The sequence below is a fragment of the uncultured Tessaracoccus sp. genome (genome assembly GCF_947255005.1).
Taxonomy (GTDB): Bacteria; Actinomycetota; Actinomycetes; order Propionibacteriales; family Propionibacteriaceae; genus Arachnia.
In genome coordinates this window covers 1-26,931 of the sequence record NZ_CAMYFI010000017.1, presented here as the reverse complement: position 1 = coordinate 26,931, position 26,931 = coordinate 1, and the positions used below count along the sequence as shown (strand labels likewise).

Here is a 26,931-nt window from a genome sequence, read left to right as displayed (position 1 = left end):
ACCACCTTGAAGCAATACGGCAGAATCAGGGAGTATGAGCACGTTTCTCGAAGCCCTGAGCGGGGCCCGCCCCCGTCGGTTACCCGTATGGTTCATGCGCCAGGCAGGCCGCTCGCTACCGGAGTACAAAGAAGTACGCCAAGGCACCACCATCTTGGAGGCGTGCCTGCGGCCGGAGCTCGCTGCCGAGATCACGATGCAGCCCGTCAGGCGGCACGGGGTGGACGCGGCGATCTTCTTCTCTGACATCATGACGCCCCTGGTGTTGGCTGGCGTCGACGTCGACATCGTGCCCGGCGTGGGGCCCGTGATCGACGAGCCGGTGCGCAGCGCAGCCGACGTGGACCGGATCACGTCGCACCGCATGGACGACCCGTCGGCGATCACCGAGGCCGTGCGGCTGCTCGTCGGCGAGTTGGGCGAGGTGCCGCTCATCGGGTTTGCGGGCGCGCCGTTCACGCTGGCGGCGTACCTCGTCGAAGGAAAGGGATCACGCGATCACCTCACGGCCCGCACCATGATGCACGCCGACCCCGCCTCGTGGGAGCGGCTGCTCGCGTGGTGCGCGGAGCTGTCGGGCCAGTTCCTGCAGGTGCAAGTCGACGCCGGTGCGCGGGCGGCGCAGCTATTCGACTCGTGGGCAGGGGCGCTCAGCCGGGCGGACTACGTCTCTTCCGTCGCGCCGCATTCGGCACACGCGCTGGCCGCGGTTGAGGGGCGGGTGCCGCGCATTCACTTCGGTGTCGGCACGCGCCACATCCTTCCTGACATGGCCCAATGCGGCGTCGAGGCCATCGGTGTGGACTACCGCACGCCCCTCGACGAGGCAGCCCAGCTCGTGCCCGGTCTGCCGCTGCAGGGCAACATCGACCCCGCCATGCTGGCCGCCGGCTGGGACGCGCTGGAGGCCCATGCCCGCGACGTCGTCGAGCGCGGCAAGGCCGCTCCCGCACACGTTGTGAACCTCGGCCACGGCGTTCCTCCCACCACCGACCCGAGCGTGCTGACCGACCTCGTCGCGCTCATCCACGAACTATGAGCGCCGTTGTCGTCGGAGGCGGCCTGGCGGGGCTGCTCGCCGCGCGGAATCTCGTCGACTCCGGGCACGACGTGGTGGTGCTCGAAGCGGCGAACGCGCCGGGTGGGATGATCGCGCCCGTCGAGGTGGGCGGGGTGCGCGTCGACGCGGGAGCCGAGGCGTTCGCCACCCGCAGCGCGGCCGCGCAGGCGCTGTGCGATGAGCTCGGCCTGACAGTGGCCGGGCCGGCCGGACAGCCGCACGTGTGGTGGAGCGATTGCATCGTGCCACTCGCCGACGGGGTGCTGGGCATCCCGGGATCGCTCGACGACCCGGCGCTCAGGGTACTGACCGCGGATGAGCGCGCGCAGGTGGAGCGAGATCTGAGCCTCGATCGCAGCGTCGGCGCCGACGCCACCACCGCAGGCCAGCTTGCGGAGGCGCGCATGGGGCAAGGCGTCGTCCGGAAACTCATGGCGCCGCTGACGCGCGGCGTGTACCGCTCGGACCCGATGGATGTGCGGCTCGACGTGTTCGCGCCGAAGCTGTTGGGGGCGTTGGCGGCGGAGGGGTCGCTGTTGGGCGCGGTGGCATCGCTCAGGCGCCCCGGGCAGGCGGCGGTGGCGCAGCCCGTCGGAGGGATGTTCCGCCTGATCCAGGAGCTGGCGGCGCCGCTGGAGGTACGGTGCGGATGCGCCGTGTCCGCGGTGAAGCGCGACGGCGCTGAGTTCGTCGTGGCTACGAGTGATGGACAGTTGCGGGCCGATCGCGTCGTGCTCGCCACCCCCGGTGCGGTGACAGCGCGACTGCTGGCGGGGCTGGGCGCGACGGTGTCGGAGCCAGCGGCCACCACGCCATCGCAGGTTGTGCTGGTGGCGAGCGACCACCCAGGACTCGGCGCGGACCCCGTCGGATCTGGGCTGCTGATGGGTGAGCGCGACGACGCCATCGTCGCCCGGGCGCTCACTCACTACTCGCGCAAGTGGCCGTGGGTGGAGGGCGTGCATGTGTTGCGGCTGTCGTACGGCGGGGCGGAGGCGCCGTCTCGTGAGGTGGTGGCGGCGGATGCATCGGCGCTGCCCAAACTGGATTTGAGCGGCCACATCCGCGACGTCGTCGCCATCCCCCACGAGATGCCCGGGCGGATCGCCGCTGATGCGCGCGAGGCCGTGCTGGAGGCGGCGGCGTCGGTTGGCGTCGATGTGGTGGGCGCGTGGCTCGACGGCAACGGCATCGGGCCGGTGGTTGAGGCCGCGCAACGGATTCGGTGAGGAGCTGGCATGCATTTGAGGCTTGGCACGCGGGCGTCGCTGCTAGCGGTGACCCAATCGGAGCTCGTGGCTGACCAACTGCGGGCGCTCGGGCACACCGTCGAGCTGGTGCGCATCCGCACCGGCGGCGACGTGGAGCGTGGGTCGCTCACTAGGCTCGGCACGCTCGGCGTGTTCGCCGCGGAGCTGCGCACCGCCATCCTCGACGGGCGCTGCGACTTCGCCGTCCACTCGCTGAAAGACCTCCCCACCGCAGCAGTGCCAGGGCTCGCCGTCGCCGCCGTACCTGAGCGAGCCTGCCCCCACGACGCGCTCTGCGCCGCCGGGCGCCGGCTCGACGATCTGCCCGCCGGCGCGAAGGTGGGCACCGGGTCGCCCCGGCGGGTTGCCCAGCTGCGCGCGCTGCGGCCCGACCTGCAGTACGTCGACATCCGCGGCAACGTCGGCACGCGCCTGGCGCGGGTCGCCGACGGCGATCTCAACGCTGTCGTGCTTGCGGCGGCGGGGCTTCGTCGGTTGGGCATGGCAGACCAGATCGACGAACTACTCCCCATCCTGCCCGCGCCAGGCCAAGGCGCGCTGGCGCTCGAATGCCGCGCTGACAACGCCGAAGTGCTGCAGACCCTGGCCGCCGTCAACGACGCCGAGGCCCGACAGGCGGTGGAAGCCGAGCGAGCGGTGCTCGCCGGATTGGGCGGCGGCTGTGCGGCGCCCATCGCGGCGCTGGTAACCGACGGTGTGCTGCGCGCCGGGGTGTTCGCGCTCGACGGGCGATCGTCGGTGTTGGTGGAGCGGCAGCTTACTGGCAATGCGGCTGACGACGTGGTGCGCGCGCTGCTCGACGGCGGCGCGGCCGACGTCGCCGAACTGGATGCGACGCGCCCGTCGCGGCTAGCCAACCTGCATGACGATGCCTCGCTCTGGAGAGGGAACACGCCGCTCGCGGGGGTGCAGGTGTTCCTGCCGCGCGCCGATGGGGCGCTCGCGGACGGGTTGAGGGCCACGGGTGCGGAGGTGTTCTGCCAGCCCGTGCAGGAAGCGGTGGATGTGCCGCTCAGCCAGCCGCTGCGGGACGCCGACTGGGTGGCCGTGACTTCGGCAAACACCGTGCGATCCCTGTCCAAGCGCGGGATCCGGCTGCCAGAAGGAGCGCGCGTGGCTGCGGTCGGAGCGGTGACAGCGAGGGCGCTCGAGGCGGCGGGATACGTCGTCGATCTCGTCCCGGAGTGGGAATCGAGCGGACGTGCGCTGGCGGCTTCCTTCCCCGAGGGGCCCGGCCGAGTGCTGATTCCAGGCTCGAAGCTCTCCTCCCCCACGCTGGCCGACGGGCTGCGCGCGAAGGGGTGGGCGGTCGACGTCGTGCCCGTCTACACCATGGCAGCGCTGGATAGTGCGCCTGGCGAGGCCATTCGCGCCTGGGGTTCCGGGCAATTCGACGTGGTGGTGGTCACGTCGGGGTCCGTCGGGAGGGCGTTCGCCCAGCTGTTCGGGTGGCGCGACGACGTGCGCGTCGTCGCGTTCGGTGAGCCGTCGCGGCGCGCGCTCGCCGCCGCAGGCGTCCCCGTCGCGGCCACCGCGGCCACGCAAGACGTGGCTGGGCTCGTCGAGGCCATCGGGAGCATCCACGAAAGTTGACCGTTATCCTCCACGAGAAGCGAACGAGACCCGCTTTTCGAGTGTTTTCTGCAGGCGTGGAGGATAACGGTCATTCGGCGACGGCCCCGCAGCCCGCTGCCCTCGCACAGCTGCCCGCCCTACCAGCACGCCCGGCCCCATCCGTCCGGCGCGGCGCCACAATCCCGCCCGTTTTGACCGTTTTCCTCCACGCGCGAAGAAAAGCCGCCAAAACAAGGGGCCATTAGCTTCTCGTGGAGGATAACGGTCAGGTTTTCCGCGGTAACGTGGATGCCATGACCCACATTTCCCTTCGCCCGCGCCGCTTGCGCACCACTTCGGCCATGCGCAGTCTGGTCCGCGAGACCCGCGTCCATCCCAGCCAGCTCGTACTCCCTGCCTTCGTGGCCGACGACGAAGGCGAAATCTCTTCCATGCCCGGCGTCCGCCGCCACACCACCGAGGGCATCAAGCGCGTAGCCGAAGACGTTGCGAACGCCGGCCTCGGCGGCATCATGCTGTTCGGTGTCCCCTTAGACGAGGTCAAAGACGATCGCGGGTCGCAGGCGTGGGCCGAGGACGGCATCTTGCAGCGCGGCATCGCCGCCTGTCGCGACGCGGTGGGCGACGACACCGTCGTCATGGCCGACACCTGCCTCGACGAGTTCACCTCGCACGGACACTGCGGATTCCTCGCCGACGACGGCACCGTCGACAACGACGCCACCCTCGCCGCCTACGCGTCGATGGCGATCGCGCAGGCCAACGCGGGCGCGCACGTCGTCGCACCCTCCGGCATGATGGACGGCCAGATCGAAGCCATCCGCGCTGCGCTCGACGGCGAGGGCCATATCGACACCGCCATCCTCGCCTACTCGGCAAAGTACGCGTCGAGCTTCTACGGCCCGTTCCGCGAGGCGGTCACTTCGACGCTGCAGGGCGACCGCCGCACCTACCAACAAGACCCAGCCAACCGCCGCGAGGGCGTGCGCGAAACCGACCTCGACTTGGCAGAAGGCGCCGACATGGTGATGGTGAAGCCCGCCGGTTACTACCTCGATGTGCTGGCCGACGTGGCGGAGATCTCCGACGTGCCCGTCGCGGCGTATCAGGTGTCGGGCGAGTACGCCATGATCGAGGCGGCCGCCGCGAACGGCTGGATTGACCGCGAGCGCGCCATCGACGAATCCGTTATCGCCATCGTGCGCGCGGGCGCCGATATTGTGCTCACCTACTGGGGATTGGAGATGGCCTCATGGCTGAAGTAATCGACATGGACACGCTGTTTCGTCGCGCGAAGGGGGTCATCCCGGGCGGTGTGTCGTCGCCGGTGCGTGCGTTCGGTTCCGTGGGTGGCACGCCGGTGTTCGTCGCCAAGGCACGAGGGCCGCACATCTTCGACGTGAACGGCCAGGACTACGTCGACCTCGTATGTTCGTGGGGGCCGGCGCTGCTGGGCCACGCGCACCCCGAGGTGGTGGCCGCGGTGCAGGACGCTGCGGCGAAGGGGCTGTCGTTCGGCGCCCCCACCAGCGCCGAAGTGGAGCTGGCCGAGCTCATCCGCGAACGGGTGCCCGCCGCCCAGCAGGTACGGTTCGTGTCGACGGGCACCGAAGCAACGATGACGGCCATCCGCCTGGCACGCGGCGCGACACAGCGCAGCAAGATCGTGAAGTTCGCGGGCTGCTACCACGGACACTCCGACGCGCTCCTCGCCGCCGCCGGGTCGGGGTTGGCTACCCAGGGGTTGCCCGGGTCTGCCGGCGTGACGCCAGCCGCGGCGGGTGACACCATCGTCGTCGACTACAACGACATCGACGCTCTGCGGGCAGTATTCGCGCAGGCGGGCAGCGAGATCGCGTGTGTCATCACGGAGGCAGTGCCGTGCAACATGGGCGTGGTGCCGCCGTCTGAGGGCTTCAACCTGGAGATTCGCCGTCTCACTGAGGAGCACGGGGCGCTGATGATCGTCGACGAAGTGCTCACCGGGTTCCGCACCTCGCCGGGCGGATGGCTAGGGGTTGAGGGTGGCTACACGCCCGACCTCATCACCTTCGGCAAGGTGGTGGGTGGCGGCATGCCGCTGGCGGCGCTCGCCGGGCGCGAGGAAATCATGCAGCTGTTGGCCCCCGTCGGGCCGGTGTACCAGGCGGGTACGTTGTCGGGGAATCCGCTGGCAACGGCGGCTGGCATCGCCACGCTCCGGCTCACCACCGACGAGGTGTACACCCATGTCAATCGTGTTTCGGAGGAGCTGCAGGGTGCGGTGCACGACGCACTCAACGCCGCATCGGTGCCGCACGTGGTGCAGCACGCGAGCAGCCTGTTCTCGGTGTTCTTCCGCGGCGAGCCAGTGCGCAACTACGAGGACGCGAAGGCGCAAGACACCGCTGCGTTCGGCCGGTTCTTCCACGCGATGCTGAGCCAACACGTCGCGCTACCGCCGTCGGCGTTCGAGGCGTGGTTCCTGTCGGCGGCCCACGACGACGAGGCCATTGGCCGGATCATCGACGCGCTACCTGCCGCCGCGAAGGCAGCGGCCCAGGGCTGAGCGCGGCGGGCGCGCGGACGGAGAACCAGTCGGCTCATCCGCCCACGAGCCGGTCCAGATGCTCTTCAATCGCGTCGGCGGACAGCGCCCCGAACGCCAGCTCCCGCACGGCCCCATCGGCGTCAACGAAATAGTGCGCCGGAATCGCGCGCACCCCGTACGATGCCGCGAGCTTCTGCGACTCGTCTGGGATGGCCGTGAACGTCAGGCCCAGCCGTTCGTTGTACGCCCGCACCGTCTCCTCGTCCTCGCCGAGATAGACCCCGACGATTTCCACGTCGTCGCGTGCCTTCGCCGCGGCGGCGACATCGGGCGCCTCAGCGCGACACTGCTGGCACCACGAGGCCATGAACACCACCCACGTGGGCTTGTCTGCCTCGGCAAGGTCGAACGCGCCGTTCAGTGACGCAGCAGCCAGCCGGGGAGCCTGCTCCCCCACTGCGGGCCGCCGTTGAGCCCCTGCGACATCCACCGTCGACGATGCCCCCGGAGAGGCTCCCTGCCCGCCGGAAGATCCGACGAACTGGTTGCCGACGATCAGCGCCGCAGCTGTAATCGCCACGACGATGAGCAGTCCGACGAGCCCGCCGCGGCCTTGCGTGTGCTTGGCGGTGCTCATGCGTAGGAGTGCAATCCGCCGAAGAAGAGGTTTCCGAAGTAGGTGAAGATGATCGCGGCGAAGCCGAGCACCAGCAACCACGCCGACCGTTTCCCGGTCCAGCCGCGTGTCACCCGCGCATGGAGATAGGCGCCGTAGACCAGCCAGGTGACGAGCGCGGCCGTCTCTTTCGGATCCCAGCTCCAGTAGCGACCCCACGCGATGTTTGCCCACAGTGCGCCCAGCACGATCATGATGGTGAGCAGCGGGAACGTCGCCACTACTGACTTGTAGCCGATCTCGTCGAGGATCTCCTGTTTCGGCCACCCCTTCCACGGTACGTGGGGACCGAGCAGGTACATCACCGCGGCACCGAAGCCGACTGCGGCCGCACCGTAGGCGAGCGCTGCGCAGAACACGTGCGTGGTGAGCAGCGGTGAATTCTGCAGCGCTGGCATCAACGGCTTCGCCTCATAGGAGAGCGTTGTAGCGTAGAGCAACATGCCGAAGATCACTGGCAAAACGCCCAGCGCGAGCGTTCGCACTCGATACTTCCACTCCACAAGCACGTGCGCGAGGATCATGCCCCACGCGAACGACACGGCGAACTCGTAGTGGTTCGCAAACGGAGCGTGCCCCGTCGAGATCGCGCGTGTGATGAGCGAGGCGGTGAGCAGCAGCAGGTTCACACGCATCAGCGTCGATCCGAGCCACACGGTGCCTCGCGACGTTCCCCCTCGCTTCCCCTGCTCGGGCTCGTCCGTCGTCGACTGCTGGGCGTCGGCGTCGGCGCCTACGAGCGCCTTCTGCTTGACGCGGGCCGTCGCCTTGGCTTGGTGAGAGAACCAAAACGCCACCACATAACACGCGAACGACACCAGTGTCAGGACGGTCGTCGCGATAAGTAGTAACTGTGCAGTTTCGAGCATGGCTACACCTTTCGTTCAGTGCCTTCCGTGGCGCCTTGGATTGAGCGGGCGAGTTGGTCGAAGAGCCGGCGCCGCGCCGAGTCCGGCTTGTCGGGGGTGGCCATCTGGATGCGGGAGCCGTCGCCGTCGGGGGTGACGCGCACCCACTGTCGGCGGTGTGGCAGCCCCATCGTGAGGCAGGTCCCGACGATCAGCAGCGCGCACCCGATCCACACGATGGCCGTTCCCGGGTCTCGCTTGACGATGAGGCTCGTGTACTGCTGTTCACGATCGAAACCGACGGTCAGCTCCCCCACCTGCGCACTTGATCCGGCATCAACGATCGCCTGCCCCAGTGGGGTGCGGGAGTCGACAGGGTAGGTTTCCACGCGCACCTGGCCGGCCTCGAGGCCGGGAACCCGTGTGCCGGAGGCGTTGGCGATGACGAACACCTCCACACCCTGTTCCTCGAGCACGGCCACGCCGTAATGCCCGCGTTCGTCGGGAGTGTTCCAGGCAAGCGGGACCCCGTCGTGGAAGAGCTCTTGGCCCTGCGCATCCCGCACGGTGATAACCGCTGAGATCCCGAAGGATGCCTGGTGGAAATAGATGCCGTCAATGATGAGGGGATCGTTGACGCGGACCATCTGCCGCGAGAGCTCGGCGCCGTCGCGGCTGACGACGAGGTCGGAGACGTAGTCGATGGGGGTGCCCCATTGATCGTCGTAGGTATCGGTGAACGACCTAGCCTCGGCGGTGAGGCCAGTGCCGTGGCCCACATCGCGGGGGATGCCGACGGTGAGTTCGAAGTTGTCAATACGGAAGCCTGCGAACGAGCTCACGAGGAAGCCCGCCATCACAACCACGTAGCCCAGGTGCGCAGCCGCGGTACCGAACGGTGCCCAGTGGAAACGGTCGACGTAGAGCGTCTCCCCGTCTTCGTCCGCGATCACCCGGTGCCCAGATTTGCGCAGCGCGGCGGTCGCGGCGGCCAACGCGTCGGCTTGGCTCTTCGGGGAGCGGATCTCTGTGGCCAGCTTCGCGTGCTCGTAGAAGGTGGGGCGCACGTGGGTGTGCGGTCGGTAGGCCTTGCGGTACAGCAGTGGTAGCCGATGGGTGGTGCAGGCAATGATCGACAGCGCCAGCAGCGCGGTGACGGTGAGGAAGATCGGCGAGGAGAAGATGTGGAAAATGCCGAGCGCGTCGACGATGTCCGTCCAACCACCGTAGATAGGGCGCACCTGTTCGAGCCAGGCGGCTCGCTGGGCCGGATCGAAGCGGGCGGAGTCAGGCATCTGCCGGGCCAGGACGCCAAGGAGGGTGAGCAGTCCCGTCGCGAGAATGAGGATGAGGCCCACCAACTTGTTGTAGAAGAAGGCGTACAGCTTCGCCAGCAGATGGCTCGGCGCGACTTGAATGTCGTCGTCGAGCCCGTCACTGGCCTGGGGATGCGCATGCTGCTGCAACATGGGTCACCCCTCCTTGTCCATGCGGTCGATGTGCTGCGAGGCCGTCTTGGCCAGTTCCGAATCGGGCGCCACCTCAAGCAGCTTCTCCCACGCGGCCTTTGCCTTCGCGGTGTCGGCCGGTTGTTTGGCCATGTGGACGAAGCCCAGGTTGTAGTAGCCCTCGGGCTTGTCCGGGGCAATCTTTGTGACCTGCGTCCAGCGCTGTTCTGCACCGGCGATGTCGCCGGTGTTGAAGCGGTACACGCCGCTCGAGAGCAGCGCATCAACATCATCGGGCTTCACGGCGAGCAGCTTCTCCCAGCAGTCGTAGGCTTCCTGCCACTGGCCCGCTTCCTGATAGAGCGTGCCGAGCTCGCGCAGCGCTTCGACGTCTTTGGCGTTCTGCTCCAGCCGCTGTTTCAACTCGCCCACACGTTTGGTGTCGAGTTCCTTGAAGGTGGTCTGGCCCGCACCCATCGAGGGCATGCCCCCGGCTGGCGCGTCGGGTGCAGGTGCGGGCGCGGGACGACCCCAGGCCTGTACCAGCAACACGATCGCGGCTGCGAGCAGCGCGACGAGGACTTTGTTGATGCCCTGCGCAACGGTGGCCGGCTCCCGTTTCCGCTTCCGGTCAGTCGGCTCGTCGGCGACGATGCTTTCGTCGTCTTGGAGGTCCGCCAATCCGGGCGCTGACGACAGCCCATCGCGCTGCGCGTCAGCCCAATCCTTCAGTTCAGGCGGCGCCTGAGCAAGGAACTCGTCGAGCGCCTGAACATCGACGCTGCCGCTAGGGTCACTCATCCGTTCTGTCCGCTCGCAGTCACCGGGCCAACGTCGATGCCGTGGAGGGCAAGCTGACCCTTGCGGGCGTAGTCGGTGGCCTGGTTGAGCAGCGAAGTCTGATACTGCGGGGCGTGGAAGCCGTGGCTGTTCTCGGAGACGTTCATGTCGATCAGGAACTGGGCGTTGCGCTGGAAGTCACGGGCCTTCGTCAGGGCTGCCGGATCGGCCGTGTCCTTGTTGGCCTCGATGTCCTTGATGAGGGCGTCGAGGGCGTCGAAGGCAACGTCGACCGAGCCCTGCCAGCGTTCCTGAATCTTGTCGACGCGGGCCTGCATCTCATCCTCAGTAGCGTGGTGGCAGGTGAGGCAGGTCTGGTTGATCGACTCCTTGCTGCGCATGGGGCTGGCGATCTGATGGTCGGTGATCTTCTGTGCGCCGTCGCGCTTGTAGGCCATGTGGCAGTCCGCGCAACCAACACCGTTGGCCGCGTGGGCGCCCTGCGACCACGTCTCGAAGTCGGGGTGCTGCGCCTTGATCACGTTCGCGCCCGTGAGCTTGTGCTCGAAGTCGCTCCAGCCCACCTCGTCGTAGTACTTGATTGCGTCGTTGGCTTCAAGGCCGTGGGTCCACGGGAAGGTGAGTGTCTTCTCCTCACCCTTGAAGTAGTACTCGACGTGGCACTGAGCACACACGAACGAGCGCATCTCCTGGACGCTGGCGTCGCGGTTGACGTCGTAGTCCTTGATGCCCTTGACATTTTCCATGTAGCGGGCGATGCCCTCGATGAATGCGGGGCGGGTGGCGCGCAGTTTCATGGTGCCGGGTTCGTGGCAGTCGATGCAGGCGATCGGGGCCTTGGCGTGCTGGACGGCTTCGTTGTAAGGCAGCTTGTTCATCGCAGCCCAGCCGGCCTCGCGGTCGCCGTTGCCGAGAGAGTCCATGACCTCAGGCAGCGAGGCGTGGCAGTTCAGACAGGCGCCTGGCTGCTCGAATTCGCGCACGCGACGGGTGAGCTGCTGATCCTCCAGCATGTACTCGTGGCCACGGGGCTTGCGGTAGTCGACGGAGAACGCATAGCCCTGCCACATCGTCACCAATCGCGGATCCAGCTCGAGTTTGCTCGTCGCGACGCGCGTACGGGGGTCGTTCTTGGTGGGCTTGTGTTCGACGGTCTTCTGCGGATCGTTGCTCATCTCCTTGGTGGCGATGTGCCCTTCGTACTCACGCGGGAAGTTCTTACCCCAAACCTCCGCGTCGTAGGTGGTCTCGTCGACGTTCACAACGTGGGTGAACGGTGCCTTGGCATCCTGCTTGTTTTCGAAGATGGTGGTGAGGAACCAGGTGAGTGCAGCCGCACATGCCGCGACCAGCACCAGCACCATAATCGGCACCCAGCGGGCCCTCGGACCGACCCAGAGTTTCTGCTCAGGTTTCTTGGTTGCATTGTCAGTCATGTTGTTCACCTCTTGTGGCCCACGCCGTCGTGGCATCGAATGCAGGAGAGTTGTTCGCCGCGAGCGGCCGAACCGTGGGCAATGTCGTCGACCATCGCCCCATGGCAATAGACGCAGGAATCCTCGACGATTCCCCTGTTGTGGTCACGAATCTTGATGTTCTCCGGGTAAGTGCCGGTCGTGAACCACAGTGAGTGGAAGAAGCCGTTGTCGGCCTTGTTGATGTATTTCGCCACGATGGAATCGTGCGGGGTGTGGCAGGAGTTGCAGGTGGTGACGTCACGATGCGACCCCCTTGCCCAGCCCTCATATTGCTCGTTCATCGCGTGGCAGGCGACGCAGGTCTCCGAGCTGTCTCCGAAGTAGTTGAAGAATCCGGAATAGTGAAAGGTAAAACCCGTGACACCGATCGTCACACCGATCAATGCTGCGAGCGTGACGCCCATCCACCCCGTGAAGGCATGGGTGAAGTCGTGCCACCGTCGTTGGATCCAGCGGCCCATCGTCTGCCCCCTTATTGCTCGTCGGGTACGGTTGAACGGGCTACTACTACTCGTAGTGACTCGAGTATACGACAACGCGTAGCAGGCCGTGCCGTTGGGGGAAAATTGTGCCGACGGTTTCTCTGTCTCTCGACGCCGAGGCGATAGCGCCCGCCGGTCTTCCCGCTTTGCCCCCACCTTGTCGAGGCGATATCTCCCGACGACGCCTCGTCGCGGCTAGGCACCTGTAACCTGTGCGGCAACTGAGCGGATCATGTGTCACCTGCTTCTGGGCGGCGCCTCGTCGCGGCTAGGCAAGTGACACTTGTTCCGGGACAGAGCCGCACAGGTTCCACCTGCCCGGCTCCACCTGTGCCCACACTTCGAGCAGCCGTGGACCGTCGGTTCATGGATGGGTTAGTGTTGCCCCATGACTTTGATGCTGACGGAGCGCAGGCATATTGATCTGCTCCGTGTCGCTACCCAGCGCTGTCTCTGATCGACATTCCGCGACGATGATCGTCGCTTGAGCTGTGCTCCCCCGCACCACATCCCTCTGAACGAGGTTGAGCGCACTAGCGCACCCAAGAATTCTCGACTGTCACCACGCTTGATCCCGTGCTGCAGTCGTCTCTCTTACGCCTGCCTACGCGCAGGCGAGCTACCCAAGGAACCTGCATGTCCGTCACAACGGCAACCACACCCTCATCCACCCATTTCACCCCACAAGACCCTCGCAAACTCCGGCATCTGTATGGCGCCATGGCAGGCTCAACGTTCGAGGTGTTCGACTGGGCCATCTACTCCACGTTCGCAGCGTTCTTCGCCACTTCATTCTTCGCGAAGGACGGCGTTTCGGCCTTCTTGGGCGCCAATCTGGTCTTTGCTGTCGGCTTCATTGCCCGCCCGGTTGGATCGCTGATCTTCGGCCATATTTCTGATACCCGGGGCCGAAAGGTGTCACTGTTCGGTACGTCGGCAGCAGCTCTGCTAGGCACCGCAATGATTGCGCTCGCTCCAACGCAGCACACGATCGGCATCGGCGCGGCCATCGTGTTGGTCACCGCCCGCATCATTCAGGGCCTGGCACATGGTGGCGAGCAGCCTGCCGCGGGAGCGTACGTCTCGGAGATGGCCAAACCGCACAACCGTGGGCTCTGGTCGTCGTGGGTCTACGTCGCGATCCTTGCGGGTGGGCTCCTCGGCAACCTTCTCGGAGCTGTCCTCACTTCAGTGCTTGGCGCCGACGCGCTCATTACGGGAGGCTGGCGCATCGCGTTCGGCGTCGGTGCGCTCGGTTCCATCTACGCACTCGTGCTCGTCTCGCGGCTTCCCGAAACTGAGGTGTTCAAAGAGGCACAAGACCATGCCCAACGTCCAAGCATTGCCCGTGAGATGCTGCGCGCCTGGCGTCCCGCGCTCATGATCATCGGCCTCACGCTCGGCGTGACGATTGCCTTCCAAAACTGGGCCGCAATGACCGGATACCACATTGCCGTCTTCCACGCGGATCCTTCATCGACGCTGTGGGCGTCCGTCGGTTCCAACCTCATCGCCATGGCGTCTCTCCCTCTGTGGGGCGCGCTCTCAGACCGCATCGGCCGCAAGCCCGTCGTACTGATCGGCCTTGCCGGAGTGGCGGTGACAACATTCGGGTTGATGCAGTTCCTCGACGGCTCGGCTGGCAGGATGTTCGTCGCGCAGGCCCTCTCCATGGTCCTGCTCGCCGCACCGCTGTCGATCTTGCCTGCGCTCATGGCGGAGTTGGTACCGACGTCGATCCGCACGATTGGCGTTGGGTTCAGCTACGCCGTCGCAACAGCAGTGTTCGGCGGCACCGTCAGCGCGTTGCAAACCTGGATCGGCGCGAACTGGGGTCCGCAGTACTTCGGCGTCTACGTGGCGATCGCAGTGCTCATTTCCATCATCGTGGCCCTCGTCATTCCAGAGACCCGCGGCAAGGATCTCAAGGAGAACACCTCCACCCGCTCTCACTTCGAGGAGGCACAAGCATGACCGGCACCAAGGACCATCTGCAGGCTGAGGTGGGCAGCGGCGGTGAGTTCCATCGCCAGAAGAACCGCTTCACTACCCCATTTGGCGACGGCGAACGCCAGCTGCCCGTCGTTCGGGGGAAGTATCGACTCATCGTTGGAAACCTCTGCCCCTGGGCGCACCGCCAGTTGATTGTTCGCGAGGTGCTCGGGCTCCAACATTCGATCAGCGTCGGCATCGTCGATCCGATCCGCGGCGAACACGGCTGGGAATTCAACCTCGACGAGGGTGGCGTCGATCCGGTTCTTGGCATCCACGAGTTGCGCGAGGCATATCTTGCGGGCGATCCGACGTTCGATGGGCGCCCGACGGTGCCCGCCGTCGTCGACATCGCATCCGGCGCCGTGGTGAACAACGACTACCACCGACTCACGAACTATTGGGAAGTGGAGTGGGCACCATTCCACAAGCCCAACGCGCCAGTCCTGTACCCGGAAGAACTCCGTACGCAGATCGACGATCTGAACGACTACGTCTTCCACAACATCAACAACGGCGTCTACAAAGCAGGCTTCGCTCGCACGCAGGAGGCCTACGAACAGGCCTACGACGCACTCTTCCAAGCCCTCGACACGATCGAAGAACGCCTAGCCACCCGTCGCTTCCTCTTCGGCGACCACATCACCGACGCAGACATCCGACTGTGGGTCACTCTGGTGCGCTTCGACGCGGCTTACCACGGCGCGTTCCATTGCAACCGCCAACGGCTGACGGAGTTCGAGCAGCTCTGGGGCTACGCACGGGATCTATTCCAGACGCCCGGTTTTGGCTCTACCACGAACTTCGATCACATCAAGCGCCACTACTACTCGATCCCCGTAGTGAAGTCGCAGTTCGGGATCACCCCCAAGGGCCCAGACCTCGCCACCTGGGATGCCCCGCACGGGCGGGAACACCTCAGCACGACACCCGACGAGAAGTTCCGCCGCCACAACGACGGAAAGAAGGAGGCCTGACATGGCTGCCGCAAGCGAGCTCACCAAGGAAACGACGAAAGACGGCGCATTCGCCAGACAGTCCAATTCATTCACGACGCCGTTCGGTTTCGGACCGGGCGACCTGCCCGTCGAAGCAGGTCGATACCGGCTCCTCGTTGCCAACATCTGCCCGTGGGCGCACCGACAGCTGATTGCCCTGAACCTCCTCGGGCTCACCGATGCCATCAGCGTCGGCGTTGCGGGGCCGGTGCGTACTGACAACGGCTGGCGTTTCACTCTCGACCCCGATGGCCGGGATCCAGTGCTCGGCTATGAGTACGTCACCGATGCCTATCTACGCGCGGACCCGCACTATGACAAGCGCTCGACGGTGCCCGCCGTCGTCGACATCGCATCCGGCGCCGTGGTGAACAACGACTACCACCGACTCACGAACTATTGGGAAGTGGAGTGGGCACCATTCCACAAGCCCAACGCGCCAGTCCTGTACCCGGAAGAACTCCGTACGCAGATCGACGATCTGAACGACTACGTCTTCCACAACATCAACAACGGCGTCTACAAAGCAGGCTTCGCTCGCACGCAGGAGGCCTACGAACAGGCCTACGACGCACTCTTCCAAGCCCTCGACACGATCGAAGAACGCCTAGCCACCCGTCGCTTCCTCTTCGGCGACCACATCACCGACGCAGACATCCGACTGTGGGTCACGCTCGCGAGATTCGACGCGGCGTATTACGGACGTTTCAAGACCAACAGGCAGCGGCTCGTCGATTTCGAGCACCTGTGGGGGTATGCGAGGGACCTGTACGAGACGCCGGGGTTCGGCTCCACCACCAACTTCGACCACATCAAACAGGGCTACTACACTTCGGCCGCGTTGGAACCCGATGCGATCATCCCCAAGGGCCCGGATCTCTCAGGTTGGTCCGAACCGCACGACCGCGCACGATTGTCGTCGACGCCCGACGAGAAGTTCCTCCTCGCGCGGTGAGGCAACCACCCGGGCACACGTAACCTGTGCGGCAACTGAGCGGATCAAGTGTCACCTGCTTCCCGGCGGCGCCTCGTCGCAGCTAGGCAGGTGACACATGTTCCGGGACAGAGCCGCACAGGTTGCACCTGCTGGACGGGATCCCGCGGGCTGGTCGGGTACCGGCCTCGGCGCAACCGATACCCGAAGGCGTCGGTGAAACTGGCACCCACTAGGGTTGGGTATGTGGGCCCGGACCGGGCCCGAGACCCGGATGGAGAGCTATGAGCGCTGAGACGCAAGACTTCAACCTGGCCGCCGACTTCGACACCCCCACCCAAGAACAGTGGGAAGAGCAAGTGCTCAAGGTGCTGAACCGGAGGCGGCCAGAAGGTAAAGAGCTGGACATTGAGCAGGCGTACAAACGCCTGACGAGTCACACGGTCGATGGCCTCGAGATCAAGCCGCTGTATAAGAAGGAAGATGGCGTGGAAGAGCTGGGGTACCCCGGCGTCGCCCCCTTCACGCGCGGCTCGACGGTGCGCACCGGCCAGATGGAAGGGGCCTGGGGTATCGCCCAGCTCCACGAGGACGGCGATACTGCCTTCACCAAGAAGCAGATCCTCGCCGACCTAGAGCGCGGCGGCACCGCGGTGTTCCTGCGCGTCGACCCCGACGCCATCGCAGCGAGCGACGTCGCAACTGTGCTCGAAGGTGTGCTGATCGACCTCGCCCCCATCTACCTCACTTCGAAGACGCAGCAGCTCGACGCGGCCAAGGCCCTCGTCGAGGTGTTCGCCAAGGGAGACCCGAACAAGGTTGCCGGCAACCTCGGCATCGACCCAATCGGCGCCGCCGCGCTAGCCGGCACCGAGCCTGATCTGAGCGTCCTCAAGGAGGCCGTCGAGCTCGCGAAGCCGTTTGCCAACGTGCGCCCGATCGTCGTCGACGCCACGATCTACAACAACGCCGGCGCAGGCGACGTGCACGAACTGGCCTACGCCATCGCGGTGGGCGTCGAATACGTCCGCGCGCTCGTCGACGCCGGTCTCACCGCTGACGAGGCGTTCGGCCAGATCATGTTCCGCGTGTCGGCAACCACCGACCAGTTCCTCACCATCGCCCGGCTGCGCGCGCTGCGCACCCTGTGGAGCCGGGTGGGCGAGGTGCTGGGGGTTTCCGACGACAACCGCGGCGCGATCCAGCACGCCGTTACCTCGCTGCGCGAGATGACCCGTTCGGACGCCTACGTGAACATCCTGCGCGCGACGACCGCCTCGTTCGCGGCGTCCGCAGGCATGGCGGAAGTGCAGACCGTCCTCCCCTTCGACACCGTCTGGGGGCTGCCGGGCGAGTTCTCCCGTCGCATCTCCCGCAACGTGCAGGTACTGCTGTCGGAGGAAGCCAACGTCGGCCGCGTCAACGACCCGGCTGGCGGATCCTGGTTCGTCGAATCCATGACTGAGCAGATGTGCGAGGCCGCGTGGAAGGTGTTCCAGGAACTCGACGCCGAGGGCTTCGCAAAGAAGCTCACCGACGGCACCGTCGCGGCCCAGCTGGATGAGCTGAACGCCAAGCGCGCAAAGTTGCTTGCCACCCGCAAGCTACCCATCACTGGCACCTCGACGTTCCCCAACCCCCTCGAAGGTGACGTCACGACGGCGCGCCCCCGCCCCGAAGCACCTCAGCTGCACGGGCTGAAGCTCGTGCGCGACGCGGAGGTCTTCGAAGCCCTGCGCGACCGCGCAGCCGCGGCGAAGGAAGCTGGCAACACGCCCACCGCGTTCCTTGCCTGCATCGGCCAGCGTCGCCACTACGGCCCCCGCGAGGGTTTCACGTCGAACCTGCTCCACGTCGGCGGCATCGAGACGCAGCTTGTGGAGAGCACCGACCCGCTGGAATTCGCGCGCCAGTTCACCGAATCGGGCGCCAAGCTCGCGGTGCTGTGCTCGAACGCGGCCATGTACGCCGAGCACGGCATGGCAGTGGCCAAGGCCCTCAAGGAGGCGGGCGCGAAGCGCATCCTCCTCGCGGGTCAACTCAAGGAGCTCGGAGCTGAGAACCCCGAGTCCGTCCTCGACGGCAACGTCTTCGACGGGATGGACGTGGTGGAGCTGCTCGAGTCCGCTTTCGATCTGATGGGAGTAGCCAAGTGAGTTTCCCTCGTTTCAACACTGTTGATCTCGGCCATTCGGTGCCCGGCAAGGACCACCACAAGTACGACGAGATCCTCGACGCCGCCGGCTACTCAGAGGGCTGGCAAACACCGGAGCAGATCCTCGTCCCGCCGCTCTACGGCGATACGGATCTGAACGATCTCGACTTCCTGCACACCTACCCGGGCATGCCGCCGTTCCTGCGCGGCCCCTACCCGACGATGTACGTCAACCAACCGTGGACCATCCGTCAATACGCCGGATTCTCCACCGCGGAGGAGTCGAACGCGTTCTACCGTCGTAACCTCGCCGCTGGTCAGAAGGGTCTGTCGATTGCCTTCGACTTGGCCACGCACCGCGGCTACGACTCCGACCACCCACGTGTGGCCGGCGACGTCGGCATGGCCGGTGTGGCCGTCGATTCCATCCTCGACATGCGTCAGCTGTTCGACGGCATCCCGCTCGACCAGATGTCGGTGTCGATGACGATGAACGGCGCGGTGCTGCCCATCCTGGCGCTATACATCGTGGCGGCGCAGGAACAGGGCGTGCCGTACGAGAAGATGACCGGAACCATTCAGAACGACATTCTGAAGGAGTTCATGGTCCGCAACACGTACATCTACCCGCCGCAGCCGTCGATGCGCATCATCGCCGATATTTTCGCGTTCACTTCGTCGAACATGCCGAAGTTCAACTCTATTTCGATCTCCGGCTACCACATGCAGGAGGCCGGCGCGACAGCGGATATCGAGATGGCTTACACCCTGGCCGACGGCGTGGAGTACATCCGCGCTGGCGAGTCGGTGGGCTTGAACGTAGACCAGTTCGCTCCGCGTCTGTCGTTCTTCTGGGCGATCGGCATGAACTTCTACATGGAGGTCGCCAAGATGCGCGCCGCGCGCATGCTGTGGGCGAAGCTCGTGAAGGAGTTCGGCCCGAAGAACCCGAAGTCGATGAGCCTTCGTACGCACTCGCAGACCTCCGGCTGGTCGCTGACCGCGCAGGACGTCTACAACAACGTCGCGCGTACCTGCATCGAGGCCATGGCCGCGACGCAGGGCCACACGCAGTCGCTGCACACGAACGCCCTCGACGAGGCCATCGCGCTGCCGACAGACTTCTCGGCCCGCATCGCCCGAAACACCCAGCTGTTCATCCAGCAGGAATCCGGCACCACCAAAACCGTCGACCCGTGGGCCGGCTCGGCCTACGTCGAGCGCCTCACCCGCGAGCTCGCTGGCAAGGCATGGGAGCGCATTCGCGAGGTTGAGGAAGCCGGCGGTATGGCGAAGGCGATCGAGGCTGGCATCCCCAAGATGCGCATCGAGGAAGCCGCCGCCCGCACCCAGGCCCGCATCGACTCCGGGCGCCAGAGCCTCGTCGGTGTGAACAGGTACCAGGTGGAGGACGACGAAGAGCTCGAGGTGCTCAAGGTGGACAACAAGTCCGTCCGCGAGCAGCAGATTGCGAAGCTCGAGCGTCTGCGCGCTGACCGCGACGAGGAAGCCTGCCAGGCTGCCTTGGAGCGCGTCACGTGGGCTGCGGCGAACCCGGATCCGACGGATCCCGACCGCAACCTGCTGCAGGTGTCCATCGAGGCAGCACGCGCGCAGGCTTCCGTCGGCGAGATTTCCGACGCATTGGAGAAGGTATTCGGGCGGTACACCGCTCAGATCCGTACCATTAGCGGTGTGTACCAGGCAGAATCCGGATCCAGTGAGGCCGTTGACGAGGCCCGCAAGCTCGTCGCCGAGTTCGAGAAGAAGGAAGGCCGACGCCCGCGCATCCTCGTCGCGAAGATGGGCCAGGACGGCCACGACCGCGGCCAGAAGGTGATCGCAACGGCGTACGCCGACCTCGGCATGGACGTCGACGTCGGCCCGCTGTTCCAGACCCCCGAGGAGACCGCACGCCAGGCCGTCGAATCCGACGTGCACGTCGTGGGCGCCTCCTCGCTCGCCGCCGGCCACCTCACCTTGGTGCCGGCCCTACGCGAGGAGCTGAACAAGCTCGGCCGTCAGGACATCATGATCGTCGTGGGCGGCGTGATCCCGTCGCAGGACTTCCAGGAGCTCCGCGACCACGGCGCCGACGCGATCTACCCGCCCGGCACGAACATTCCGGAGTGCGCTGTTGACTTGCTGACCAAGCTCAACGCGCGTCTCGACGCCGAATGATCGGCTGATCGCAACGCTGTGGGCCCGCTTCCCTCTCAAAAGGGAAGCGGGCCCACAGCGTTGTTGCAGGCGTGAGGCCTTCTCTGAGCCGCGTTTGAGTATCAGAACTCAGCTACGCTGACACCCGACGCATCTAGCCTGCAAGATTGAGGAGGCATGATGATCCGATTCACACCATCCGCCTGGCGCCGCGGCGGCGAAGCCGTGGAGCACGCCGTCGACGCGGTGCACGCCAGCGCGCGCTCGCTGCGCAATCCCCTGCTGCCCGACGGCAACCTCGAGGCGCTGGAACTCGTCGGCCAGGCATCAAGGGTTGATGCTATGGCCCATCGCCTCGACGCAGCCGTCCTCGGCCCCTTGGCGCAGCGGACGGATGCTGCGACGGCGCTCGCCCGCGAGGATGCGGCCCGAATGACGGAGACGGCCCGCGCGTACGAAGCTATTGAAGCGCGCTCAGCCGACGCGTGGGCTGAGGAGATCTGATGAGCGCCCTCGTCGAACTCGGCCTGCCTGTCCCTCGCCTCACACCCAACGCGTTTCATGCCCGCGCTGACGCGCTCTTCGCTCTCGCCGAGGCAGCTGACTCCGCTACCTTCGACGTGCTCTCGGCCACGCGCACCGTGCTCGAGAGCAACATCAGCCCGACGGCGGATGCGTTCGCCGCCTACACCGCCCGTCCCGACGGCAGCGCGCCCAGGCTGCGCCAGCTCGCCGCCGACGCGCGCATGGTTGCCAACAGCTACCTTGAGGCGGCCGATGTGGTGTCCCGAACCCTCGAGGACATCGACGCGCTCGACGCCCGTTACGAAACAAAGCTCGACGCCCTCGGGGGCACCGACGAAGCGACGCGCGCCCGCTGGTGCGCCGCACTGCTCCCCGCCGCCCGCCAGGAACTGAGCCTGATCGAGGAAGCCGCCGTCGAAGCACTCACCGATGCCCTCAGCCCGCACGCCGAGCACGGAGCTGCCGCCGCACTGAGCATCGAGGAGCGCTGGCGCTCACTCTTCGACGACGCCCCCTCGCGCGCCGCGGAGGTCATCGTGGCGGCGGCCGAACGCCAGGCACGCCAGCTCGGCATCCCCGGCACCGCCGTCGAGATCACTGCGCTCGACGCTCGGGCTGGCTACGACTGGGAGCGTGGCGAGATACTCGTCGCACCCGACACGCTCGAGCACCCTTCCGCACTCGATGCCCTCCGCCACGAACTCCAGCACGCCCGCCACCGCGAACCAATCGCCGCGTTCCCCACATTTCAGCCGGGCGCCGAGGCGAGCCGTTGGCTTGACGCACGCGCCGGGGTACCGCCGCTGCCAGTTCGAGGTCGAGTGCAGTGAGCCCACTGCCCGAACCCATCGAAGCAGCGTACGCCGACTACCGGCGCGTCGGCGACGCCGCCTCACTCAGCGTGCTGCACGAGGCCATCGTCGAAGACCCCCGCTACACCCGCTACCTGTTGTGGCTGCCGGCGGTGGAGATCTACCTGGAGAAATGCAGGGAGCACGACGCCGTCCGGCTCTTGGAAGAGCACCTGCCAGCGGGGTTCTTCAGCCCCGTGGTGCACGCCTACCTCGCGCGTGGGTTCCTGGCGCTCGGCGACCAGGATCGGGCACGCGACGAGGAGCAGCTCGCGTGGCACGCACTGGGCACGATGGTGCGCTCAGGCGACGGCACGAAACAGTCCCCTTGGCGAGTGTTGTACGTCGATGATGTCCACGCACTCCTGGCGCACCAACAGCTCTACCCACAGCGGCAGCGCACCGACGGCGAGCACGACATCGTCACGTGCACCGACGGTGCCACGTATCACTTCAAGTACTTGGGCGAGAACCGCTGACCCACCCAGACCACAGGCGAGCGCTACTGATTGGCGCCCGTTCGGGGCATCCCCGGAGAAGGGCGACGTTTCCCGTCGCTGTGGCCCGGGGCGGGCGTCGGCGTCGTGAGGTTGGCCGGCTGCGTGACCCTCGGTGAGGGCGACGGGGCTTCCGCGCTCTGACTGGGCGATGGCGCCTGGGCGGACGGCTTCGGGCCCTGCTCCTTGACGGTGTACGTTACCGCCGCTGCGGCCTTCGCACCGGAGTTCCCAAGGCGCGCCTGGTTCGTCACGGTGTACTTCCCGGGCTTCTTGGCGGCCGTGAACTCACGAACATCGCGGAAGACGACGGGCTGGCCGTCTACCCTCCACCGAGCAGTACCGAGCTGTACGGGGGCACCGCCGCCGAACGCACTTTCGACGGTCACCTCGCGGTTAGTCTGCGTGGGGTTGAGCTGGTACGAGGTGCTCGACTTCACGGTGCCCTGCTCGCCCTGCTCGCCGGCGCTGGACCATGCTAACGCGGCGTTGATGCTGCCTTGCTCGTGCGGTTCCGCGTCTCCGGACAGGAAGCAGTCGTAGGCGACGGTAGCGCTCTCGCCCGCCTTGACGGTGACCTTCGGCGTGGCCGCCTGACAGGCCCAGGCAGCGTCGGAGCCTGCCACCGTTACTGCTACGGAAAGCTCCTCGGTAGGGCTGGGGTTGGTGATCGAAACGTTGCCCGCGATCACGGCACGGGTGTACTCGTACTCGTCGGGGGTGGCCTGGACGGTGTACTCGACGGACAGGGTGGATCCGCCCGGCACCGTTCCAAGCGACGACCTCGATGCGGTGTTCTTGATAGACCACTGGTAGTGCATCGCGACGTCGGGCTTGGCGGAGACCTGCGCGACGGGCGCCTCGGCCGCCGATGCCTGGACGGGAAGGCAGGCGAGAGCCAACGCCATCGCTCCGGCGCTCGCAGCGGCTACCCGAACATGTTGCTTGGAACGTTCGATGTGCATCGCGCACCTACCTTTCTTCCAAGGGCACACGTCATTCGATGTTACCTGACGCCCGGGGCCGTCCCCAGAAACGTGTCACGGGTTGGATGCAGCAAGCCGGGGTGAGATGCACGCCAGCGAGGCTCGACGAGATGTCTACCCGGCGCTATCTTGGCCCAGCCGCACCCACCGTCGGAATGGTCAGGCCCCCGAGATAGGGTTAATGACGTGCGCAAGATCAACGTCGACGAACTGGCTTCTCACATCCGCGAAGGGTCGCGAGGGCACATTGCTCGCGCCATCACCCTCGTGGAGTCCACCAACCCCGAGCACCGTCAGCTCGCCCACGAGCTGCTGCGGACCATCGCGCCCCACACGGGCAAGGCGTTCCGCGTGGGCATCTCAGGCGTGCCCGGCGCAGGCAAATCCACATTCATCAACGCCATGGGCATCAAACTCGTCCAGGAGCGCCACCATAAGGTGGCCGTGCTCGCCATCGACCCAAGCTCCTCTCGCACCGGCGGCTCCATCCTTGGCGACCGCACCCGCATGGGCGAGTTCGCGTCGCTCGACGACGCTTTCGTCCGCCCTTCACCGTCGGCAGGGCATCTCGGCGGGGTGGCTCGCGCCACACGCGAATCCATGCTGGTGCTCGAGGCGGCCGGCTACGACGTCGTGCTCGTCGAGACGGTGGGCGTAGGCCAGTCTGAGGTGGCCGTGTCCGGCATGGTCGATACCTTCCTGATGCTTCAGGTGGCGCGAACAGGCGATCAGCTGCAGGGCATCAAGCGGGGCATCCTTGAGCTCGCCGACGTTATCGCCATCACCAAGGCCGACGGCGATAACGAGGGTGAGGCGCGCGTCGCCGCTCGCGACCTGAGCATCGCCATGAAGCTCGTCACCAGCGACACCGAGAAACGACGCGCCCCCGTGCTCACGTGCTCCAGCTACACCGGCGCTGGCCTCGACGAGGTATGGGACGCCGTCGTCAAACACCGTGAAGAGCTGGAAGCACAGGGCATCCTCACCCGACGTCGCCTCGAGCAGCAGCGCGAGTGGCTGTGGAATATGGTGCGCGGCGAGCTGGAGGAGGCTCTGCGCACGTCACCTTCGGTACAGGCCGTGGCGGCAGAGGTCGAGGCCAAACTCGCCACGGAAGAGCTCAGCGCACTCGAAGGTGCTGAGCAGGTATTGGCAGCGTTCGCGAACTCCGTCGACACGCTTGGCTGGGCGCGCAGCGACGTCGAGAATGCAGCCTTGCGTGGCAAGTAGGTAGACTTGCTGGGTATTTGGCCGATAGCGAGCGAGAGGAGGATCCCGTGGGCGTCTTCGACAAGGCGGAACGCAAGATCGATTCTGTGGTCGGCAAGGTGTTTGCGCGAGCCTTCAAAGGTGACGTGCAGCCCGTCGAGATCGCCGCAGGCATCCAGCGGGAGCTCGAAGCCGAGGCGAAGCTCCTCAGCAAGGGCAAGCGTCTCGTCCCCAACCACTTCCTCGTCGGCCTGTCACAGCACGACTACGAGCGGCTCTTCCCATACGCTCGCACGCTGAACGCCGAAATCCTTCCCGGCATCCGCGAGCACGCCGCGGAGAACAACTTCGTATTCAGCGGCCCCATCGTCATCGAGTACGAGCTGCAAGAACACCTCCCCACAGGGCAGTTCACCATCCGCAGCGAGGCCGTCGAAGGGAAATCCGACACCACTGCATCGGGCGGGCGGCTCGTCGTCGAAGTGCATGGCGTGCGCCATCCCCTTGTTCCGCCGGGCCTGATAGTGGGTCGCGGTACCGACGCCGACCTGCGTCTCAACGACCCGGGCGTGTCTCGTCGTCACGCGCTCATCACGGTGTCTGGCACGCCGGAGCGCCCCGTGGTGACGATTGAGGATCTGGGCTCCACCAATGGTGTCACCGTCAACGGCACGAAAGTCACGAAAACGGCTCTGAGAGAAGGATCACGCATCGAGATCGGCAACACGCGCATGCTGGTGCACGCGCCGTCGGAGATGTAACCGCGTGTCTGAGCTCATCGTCGCGACGACCAAAATCGTCTTCCTCCTCCTACTGTGGCTGTTCATCTTCTTCGTGGCAGGCACAATCCGCTCCGACGTATTCGGACGCCGCGTGCCAGCATCATCGCTCGCCGCCATCCCAGCCGACCGCGGACGCCCCGAACATCACCGCCTCCAGCACGTGCCCACACGCTTCGCCATCACCAACGGCCCGCAGCAGGGCATGGCTGTCGGGGTGCAGCCGACGATCAACCTCGGCCGGTCCGCTGATTCGACGCTGCTACTCGACGACGAGTTCTCCTCCGCTCGGCACGCCCAACTCGTGCAGCGCGATGAGGAAACCTGGCTCTTGAGCGACCTCAACTCCACCAACGGCACGTTCGTCAACGGCAAACGCGTCGGCGACGAGCCAGTTCCCGTCACCGTCGGCGATGTGATCCGGATTGGCCGCACCCTGATGCGATTGGAGGCCTGAGGCATGTACTCCATCCGCTGGGCCGCCCATTCCGAGGTTGGGCGCGTGCGTAAGAACAACCAAGACGCGGCCTACGCGTCGCCGACGATGCTCCTCGTCTGCGACGGCATGGGCGGCGCCGCAGCCGGCGACCTGGCCTCTGCCGTCGCAGCCACCGAAGCGAAGCGCACCGACCGCAGGCTCAGCGATCCCGACGACATGCTGGCCGCCATCGCGGGCACCATCAACCGGGCCAACCTAAAACTCAGCGACCTCATCGAAGAGGATGCCTCCATCGACGGCATGGGCACCACCTTCTGCGGAGCGAAGTTTAACGGCGAGCAGTTCGCCGTCGGGCACATCGGTGACTCCCGCGGCTACCGGCTTCGCGACGGTGAACTCACCCAGTTCACCCACGACCACTCATGGGTGCAATCGCTCATTGACGAGGGCAGACTCACCCCTGAGCAGGCCGCCACCCATCCCCATCGCTCGCTCATCCTCAAGGTGCTGAATGGGCAAGAGGGCTTCGACCCCGACCTCACCCTCCTCGACGCTGCCGAGGGCGACCGCGTGCTGTTTTGTTCCGACGGATTGAGCGGTCTCGTCGACGACGCCCGCATCCGCGATGTGCTGGCCAACCACGACGTTAATGAAGCCTGTGAAGAGCTCGCCCGTCTCGCCAACGAACGCGGTGGGCACGACAACATCACCATCGTCATCGGCGAGCTCGTGCCACAAGACGATGCCCTCGACGAGCGCCCCGGCGAGCTGTTCGGTTCCGCCGTCGAGGTAGAGGTGCCGAAGATCGGAGCGCTGGCCGCGAAATCCGGAAAACCGAGCGGATACCCGGAAGCTCCGAAGCCAGCACCCGAGCCCGAAGCCACTGATCAAACGCCCGACGAGAGCGCCCGCTATGCTCCCAAGGACTCCGGGCGGCAGTGGGTCGGCCTGCTGTCGATCTGCATGGCGGTCGCGTTGGTGATCGGCGTGGGAGCCTGGGGCCTGGAACGCTTCGTCAGCACCCGCTACTACATCGCGCCCGCGGCAGGCACCGTCGCCGTCTACAACGGCATGCCGGGTTCGCTGCTTGGGATGCCGCTCAACACCGTTGCAGAGAACACCGACATCCCCGTCAACGACCTACCCAAATTCCACCGCAACGCGGTCAACAACACCATTGCGGTGCAAGACCTCGAGGCGGGCCGGGCCACAGCCAAGCAGCTCCGCGGCCTCGCGG

General features: G+C 66.0%; 25 protein-coding genes and 1 pseudogene. 19 read left to right on the top strand and 7 right to left on the bottom strand.

Features of this window, described 5'->3' with window-relative positions:
• Window positions 1–34: 34 nt before the first annotated feature.
• From hemE to hemL, 6 genes and pseudogenes are all read left to right on the top strand, one after another.
• Window positions 35–1,039 (top strand): uroporphyrinogen decarboxylase, encoded by a 1,005-nt coding sequence (gene hemE / locus Q0X61_RS05585; RefSeq protein ID WP_297741166.1) that lies wholly within the window; start codon window positions 35–37, stop codon window positions 1,037–1,039.
• On the top strand, window positions 1,036–2,289 hold the full coding sequence (locus Q0X61_RS05580) for an NAD(P)/FAD-dependent oxidoreductase (RefSeq protein ID WP_297741164.1): 1,254 nt from the start codon (window positions 1,036–1,038) through the stop codon (window positions 2,287–2,289). Before hemE ends, Q0X61_RS05580 begins: the two co-directional genes overlap by 4 nt.
• 9 nt (window positions 2,290–2,298) lie before the next feature.
• Window positions 2,299–3,180, top strand: a pseudogene (gene hemC, locus Q0X61_RS13375) (hydroxymethylbilane synthase); the annotation flags it as partial.
• 57 nt (window positions 3,181–3,237) lie between these two features.
• Window positions 3,238–3,924, top strand: a complete 687-nt coding sequence (locus tag Q0X61_RS13370) for a uroporphyrinogen-III synthase (RefSeq protein WP_367270708.1) — start codon at window positions 3,238–3,240, stop codon at window positions 3,922–3,924.
• A 323-nt stretch (window positions 3,925–4,247) separates the two neighbouring features.
• Window positions 4,248–5,171, top strand: coding sequence for a porphobilinogen synthase (gene hemB, locus Q0X61_RS05570; RefSeq protein ID WP_297741202.1), 924 nt, complete (start codon window positions 4,248–4,250; stop codon window positions 5,169–5,171).
• A complete protein-coding gene (gene hemL / locus Q0X61_RS05565) occupies window positions 5,159–6,454 on the top strand; it encodes a glutamate-1-semialdehyde 2,1-aminomutase (RefSeq protein WP_297741160.1) in 1,296 nt (431 codons plus the stop codon). Before hemB ends, hemL begins: the two co-directional genes overlap by 13 nt.
• Window positions 6,455–6,488: 34 nt before the next feature.
• Here hemL and Q0X61_RS05560 read toward each other — a convergent pair whose 3' ends face one another.
• From Q0X61_RS05560 to nrfH, 6 genes are read right to left on the bottom strand one after another with little or no spacing between them, the layout of a single operon-like run.
• Window positions 6,489–7,073, bottom strand: coding sequence for a TlpA disulfide reductase family protein (locus Q0X61_RS05560; RefSeq protein WP_297741159.1), 585 nt, complete (start codon window positions 7,071–7,073; stop codon window positions 6,489–6,491).
• Window positions 7,070–7,981 carry a c-type cytochrome biogenesis protein CcsB gene (gene ccsB, locus Q0X61_RS05555; RefSeq protein WP_297741157.1) on the bottom strand — a complete coding sequence of 304 codons (912 nt, stop codon included), beginning with the start codon at window positions 7,979–7,981 and terminating at the stop codon, window positions 7,070–7,072. Before ccsB ends, Q0X61_RS05560 begins: the two co-directional genes overlap by 4 nt.
• Before the next feature lie 2 nt (window positions 7,982–7,983).
• Window positions 7,984–9,429 carry a cytochrome c biogenesis protein ResB gene (locus tag Q0X61_RS05550; protein ID WP_297741155.1) on the bottom strand — a complete coding sequence of 482 codons (1,446 nt, stop codon included), beginning with the start codon at window positions 9,427–9,429 and terminating at the stop codon, window positions 7,984–7,986.
• A 3-nt stretch (window positions 9,430–9,432) separates the two neighbouring features.
• The gene (locus Q0X61_RS05545) at window positions 9,433–10,209 is read right to left on the bottom strand and encodes a tetratricopeptide repeat protein (RefSeq protein ID WP_297741154.1); all 777 of its coding nucleotides are present in this window, start codon (window positions 10,207–10,209) and stop codon (window positions 9,433–9,435) included.
• Window positions 10,206–11,645: an ammonia-forming cytochrome c nitrite reductase subunit c552 gene (locus Q0X61_RS05540; RefSeq protein ID WP_297741152.1), complete on the bottom strand. Its 1,440-nt coding sequence runs from the start codon at window positions 11,643–11,645 to the stop codon at window positions 10,206–10,208. Before Q0X61_RS05540 ends, Q0X61_RS05545 begins: the two co-directional genes overlap by 4 nt.
• Before the next feature lie 5 nt (window positions 11,646–11,650).
• Window positions 11,651–12,148, bottom strand: a complete 498-nt coding sequence (nrfH, locus tag Q0X61_RS05535; RefSeq protein WP_297741151.1) for a cytochrome c nitrite reductase small subunit — start codon at window positions 12,146–12,148, stop codon at window positions 11,651–11,653.
• 409 nt (window positions 12,149–12,557) lie between these two features.
• On the opposite strand from nrfH, the gene Q0X61_RS13365 reads away from it, so the two are divergent.
• The 9 genes from Q0X61_RS13365 (at window position 12,558) to Q0X61_RS05495 (ending at window position 22,263) form a co-directional block, all read left to right on the top strand.
• Window positions 12,558–12,626, top strand: a complete 69-nt coding sequence (locus tag Q0X61_RS13365; protein ID WP_367270707.1) for a putative leader peptide — start codon at window positions 12,558–12,560, stop codon at window positions 12,624–12,626.
• Between the two features lie 179 nt (window positions 12,627–12,805).
• The gene (locus Q0X61_RS05530; RefSeq protein ID WP_297741149.1) at window positions 12,806–14,143 is read left to right on the top strand and encodes an MFS transporter; all 1,338 of its coding nucleotides are present in this window, start codon (window positions 12,806–12,808) and stop codon (window positions 14,141–14,143) included.
• On the top strand, window positions 14,140–15,138 hold the full coding sequence (locus tag Q0X61_RS05525; RefSeq protein ID WP_297741147.1) for a glutathione S-transferase family protein: 999 nt from the start codon (window positions 14,140–14,142) through the stop codon (window positions 15,136–15,138). Before Q0X61_RS05530 ends, Q0X61_RS05525 begins: the two co-directional genes overlap by 4 nt.
• A 1-nt stretch (window position 15,139) precedes the next feature.
• A complete protein-coding gene (locus tag Q0X61_RS05520) occupies window positions 15,140–16,114 on the top strand; it encodes a glutathione S-transferase family protein (RefSeq protein WP_297741145.1) in 975 nt (324 codons plus the stop codon).
• A gap of 263 nt (window positions 16,115–16,377) precedes the next feature.
• Window positions 16,378–18,249, top strand: a complete 1,872-nt coding sequence (mutA, locus tag Q0X61_RS05515; RefSeq protein ID WP_297741144.1) for a methylmalonyl-CoA mutase small subunit — start codon at window positions 16,378–16,380, stop codon at window positions 18,247–18,249.
• Window positions 18,246–20,429: a methylmalonyl-CoA mutase gene (gene scpA / locus Q0X61_RS05510; RefSeq protein ID WP_297741142.1), complete on the top strand. Its 2,184-nt coding sequence runs from the start codon at window positions 18,246–18,248 to the stop codon at window positions 20,427–20,429. The genes mutA and scpA overlap by 4 nt, the downstream gene beginning before the upstream one ends.
• 156 nt (window positions 20,430–20,585) lie before the next feature.
• A complete protein-coding gene (locus Q0X61_RS05505; RefSeq protein WP_297741140.1) occupies window positions 20,586–20,912 on the top strand; it encodes a hypothetical protein in 327 nt (108 codons plus the stop codon).
• Window positions 20,912–21,763 carry a hypothetical protein gene (locus Q0X61_RS05500; protein ID WP_297741139.1) on the top strand — a complete coding sequence of 284 codons (852 nt, stop codon included), beginning with the start codon at window positions 20,912–20,914 and terminating at the stop codon, window positions 21,761–21,763. Before Q0X61_RS05505 ends, Q0X61_RS05500 begins: the two co-directional genes overlap by 1 nt.
• Window positions 21,760–22,263: a hypothetical protein gene (locus Q0X61_RS05495; protein WP_297741137.1), complete on the top strand. Its 504-nt coding sequence runs from the start codon at window positions 21,760–21,762 to the stop codon at window positions 22,261–22,263. The genes Q0X61_RS05500 and Q0X61_RS05495 overlap by 4 nt, the downstream gene beginning before the upstream one ends.
• Window positions 22,264–22,286: 23 nt before the next feature.
• On the opposite strand, the gene Q0X61_RS05490 is transcribed toward Q0X61_RS05495, so the two are convergent.
• On the bottom strand, window positions 22,287–23,246 hold the full coding sequence (locus Q0X61_RS05490) for a hypothetical protein (RefSeq protein WP_297741135.1): 960 nt from the start codon (window positions 23,244–23,246) through the stop codon (window positions 22,287–22,289).
• A 207-nt stretch (window positions 23,247–23,453) separates the two neighbouring features.
• On the opposite strand from Q0X61_RS05490, the gene meaB reads away from it, so the two are divergent.
• The 4 genes from meaB to Q0X61_RS05470 all read left to right on the top strand — a co-directional run.
• On the top strand, window positions 23,454–24,497 hold the full coding sequence (gene meaB / locus Q0X61_RS05485) for a methylmalonyl Co-A mutase-associated GTPase MeaB (protein WP_297741134.1): 1,044 nt from the start codon (window positions 23,454–23,456) through the stop codon (window positions 24,495–24,497).
• 47 nt (window positions 24,498–24,544) lie between these two features.
• The gene (locus Q0X61_RS05480; RefSeq protein ID WP_297741132.1) at window positions 24,545–25,237 is read left to right on the top strand and encodes a DUF3662 and FHA domain-containing protein; all 693 of its coding nucleotides are present in this window, start codon (window positions 24,545–24,547) and stop codon (window positions 25,235–25,237) included.
• A 4-nt stretch (window positions 25,238–25,241) separates the two neighbouring features.
• Complete coding sequence (locus Q0X61_RS05475; RefSeq protein ID WP_297741130.1) at window positions 25,242–25,712, top strand: FHA domain-containing protein; 471 nt, start codon at window positions 25,242–25,244, stop codon at window positions 25,710–25,712.
• A 3-nt stretch (window positions 25,713–25,715) separates the two neighbouring features.
• Window positions 25,716–26,931: PP2C family serine/threonine-protein phosphatase (locus tag Q0X61_RS05470; protein ID WP_297741128.1), on the top strand; the 1,216-nt coding region annotated here is incomplete at its 3' end.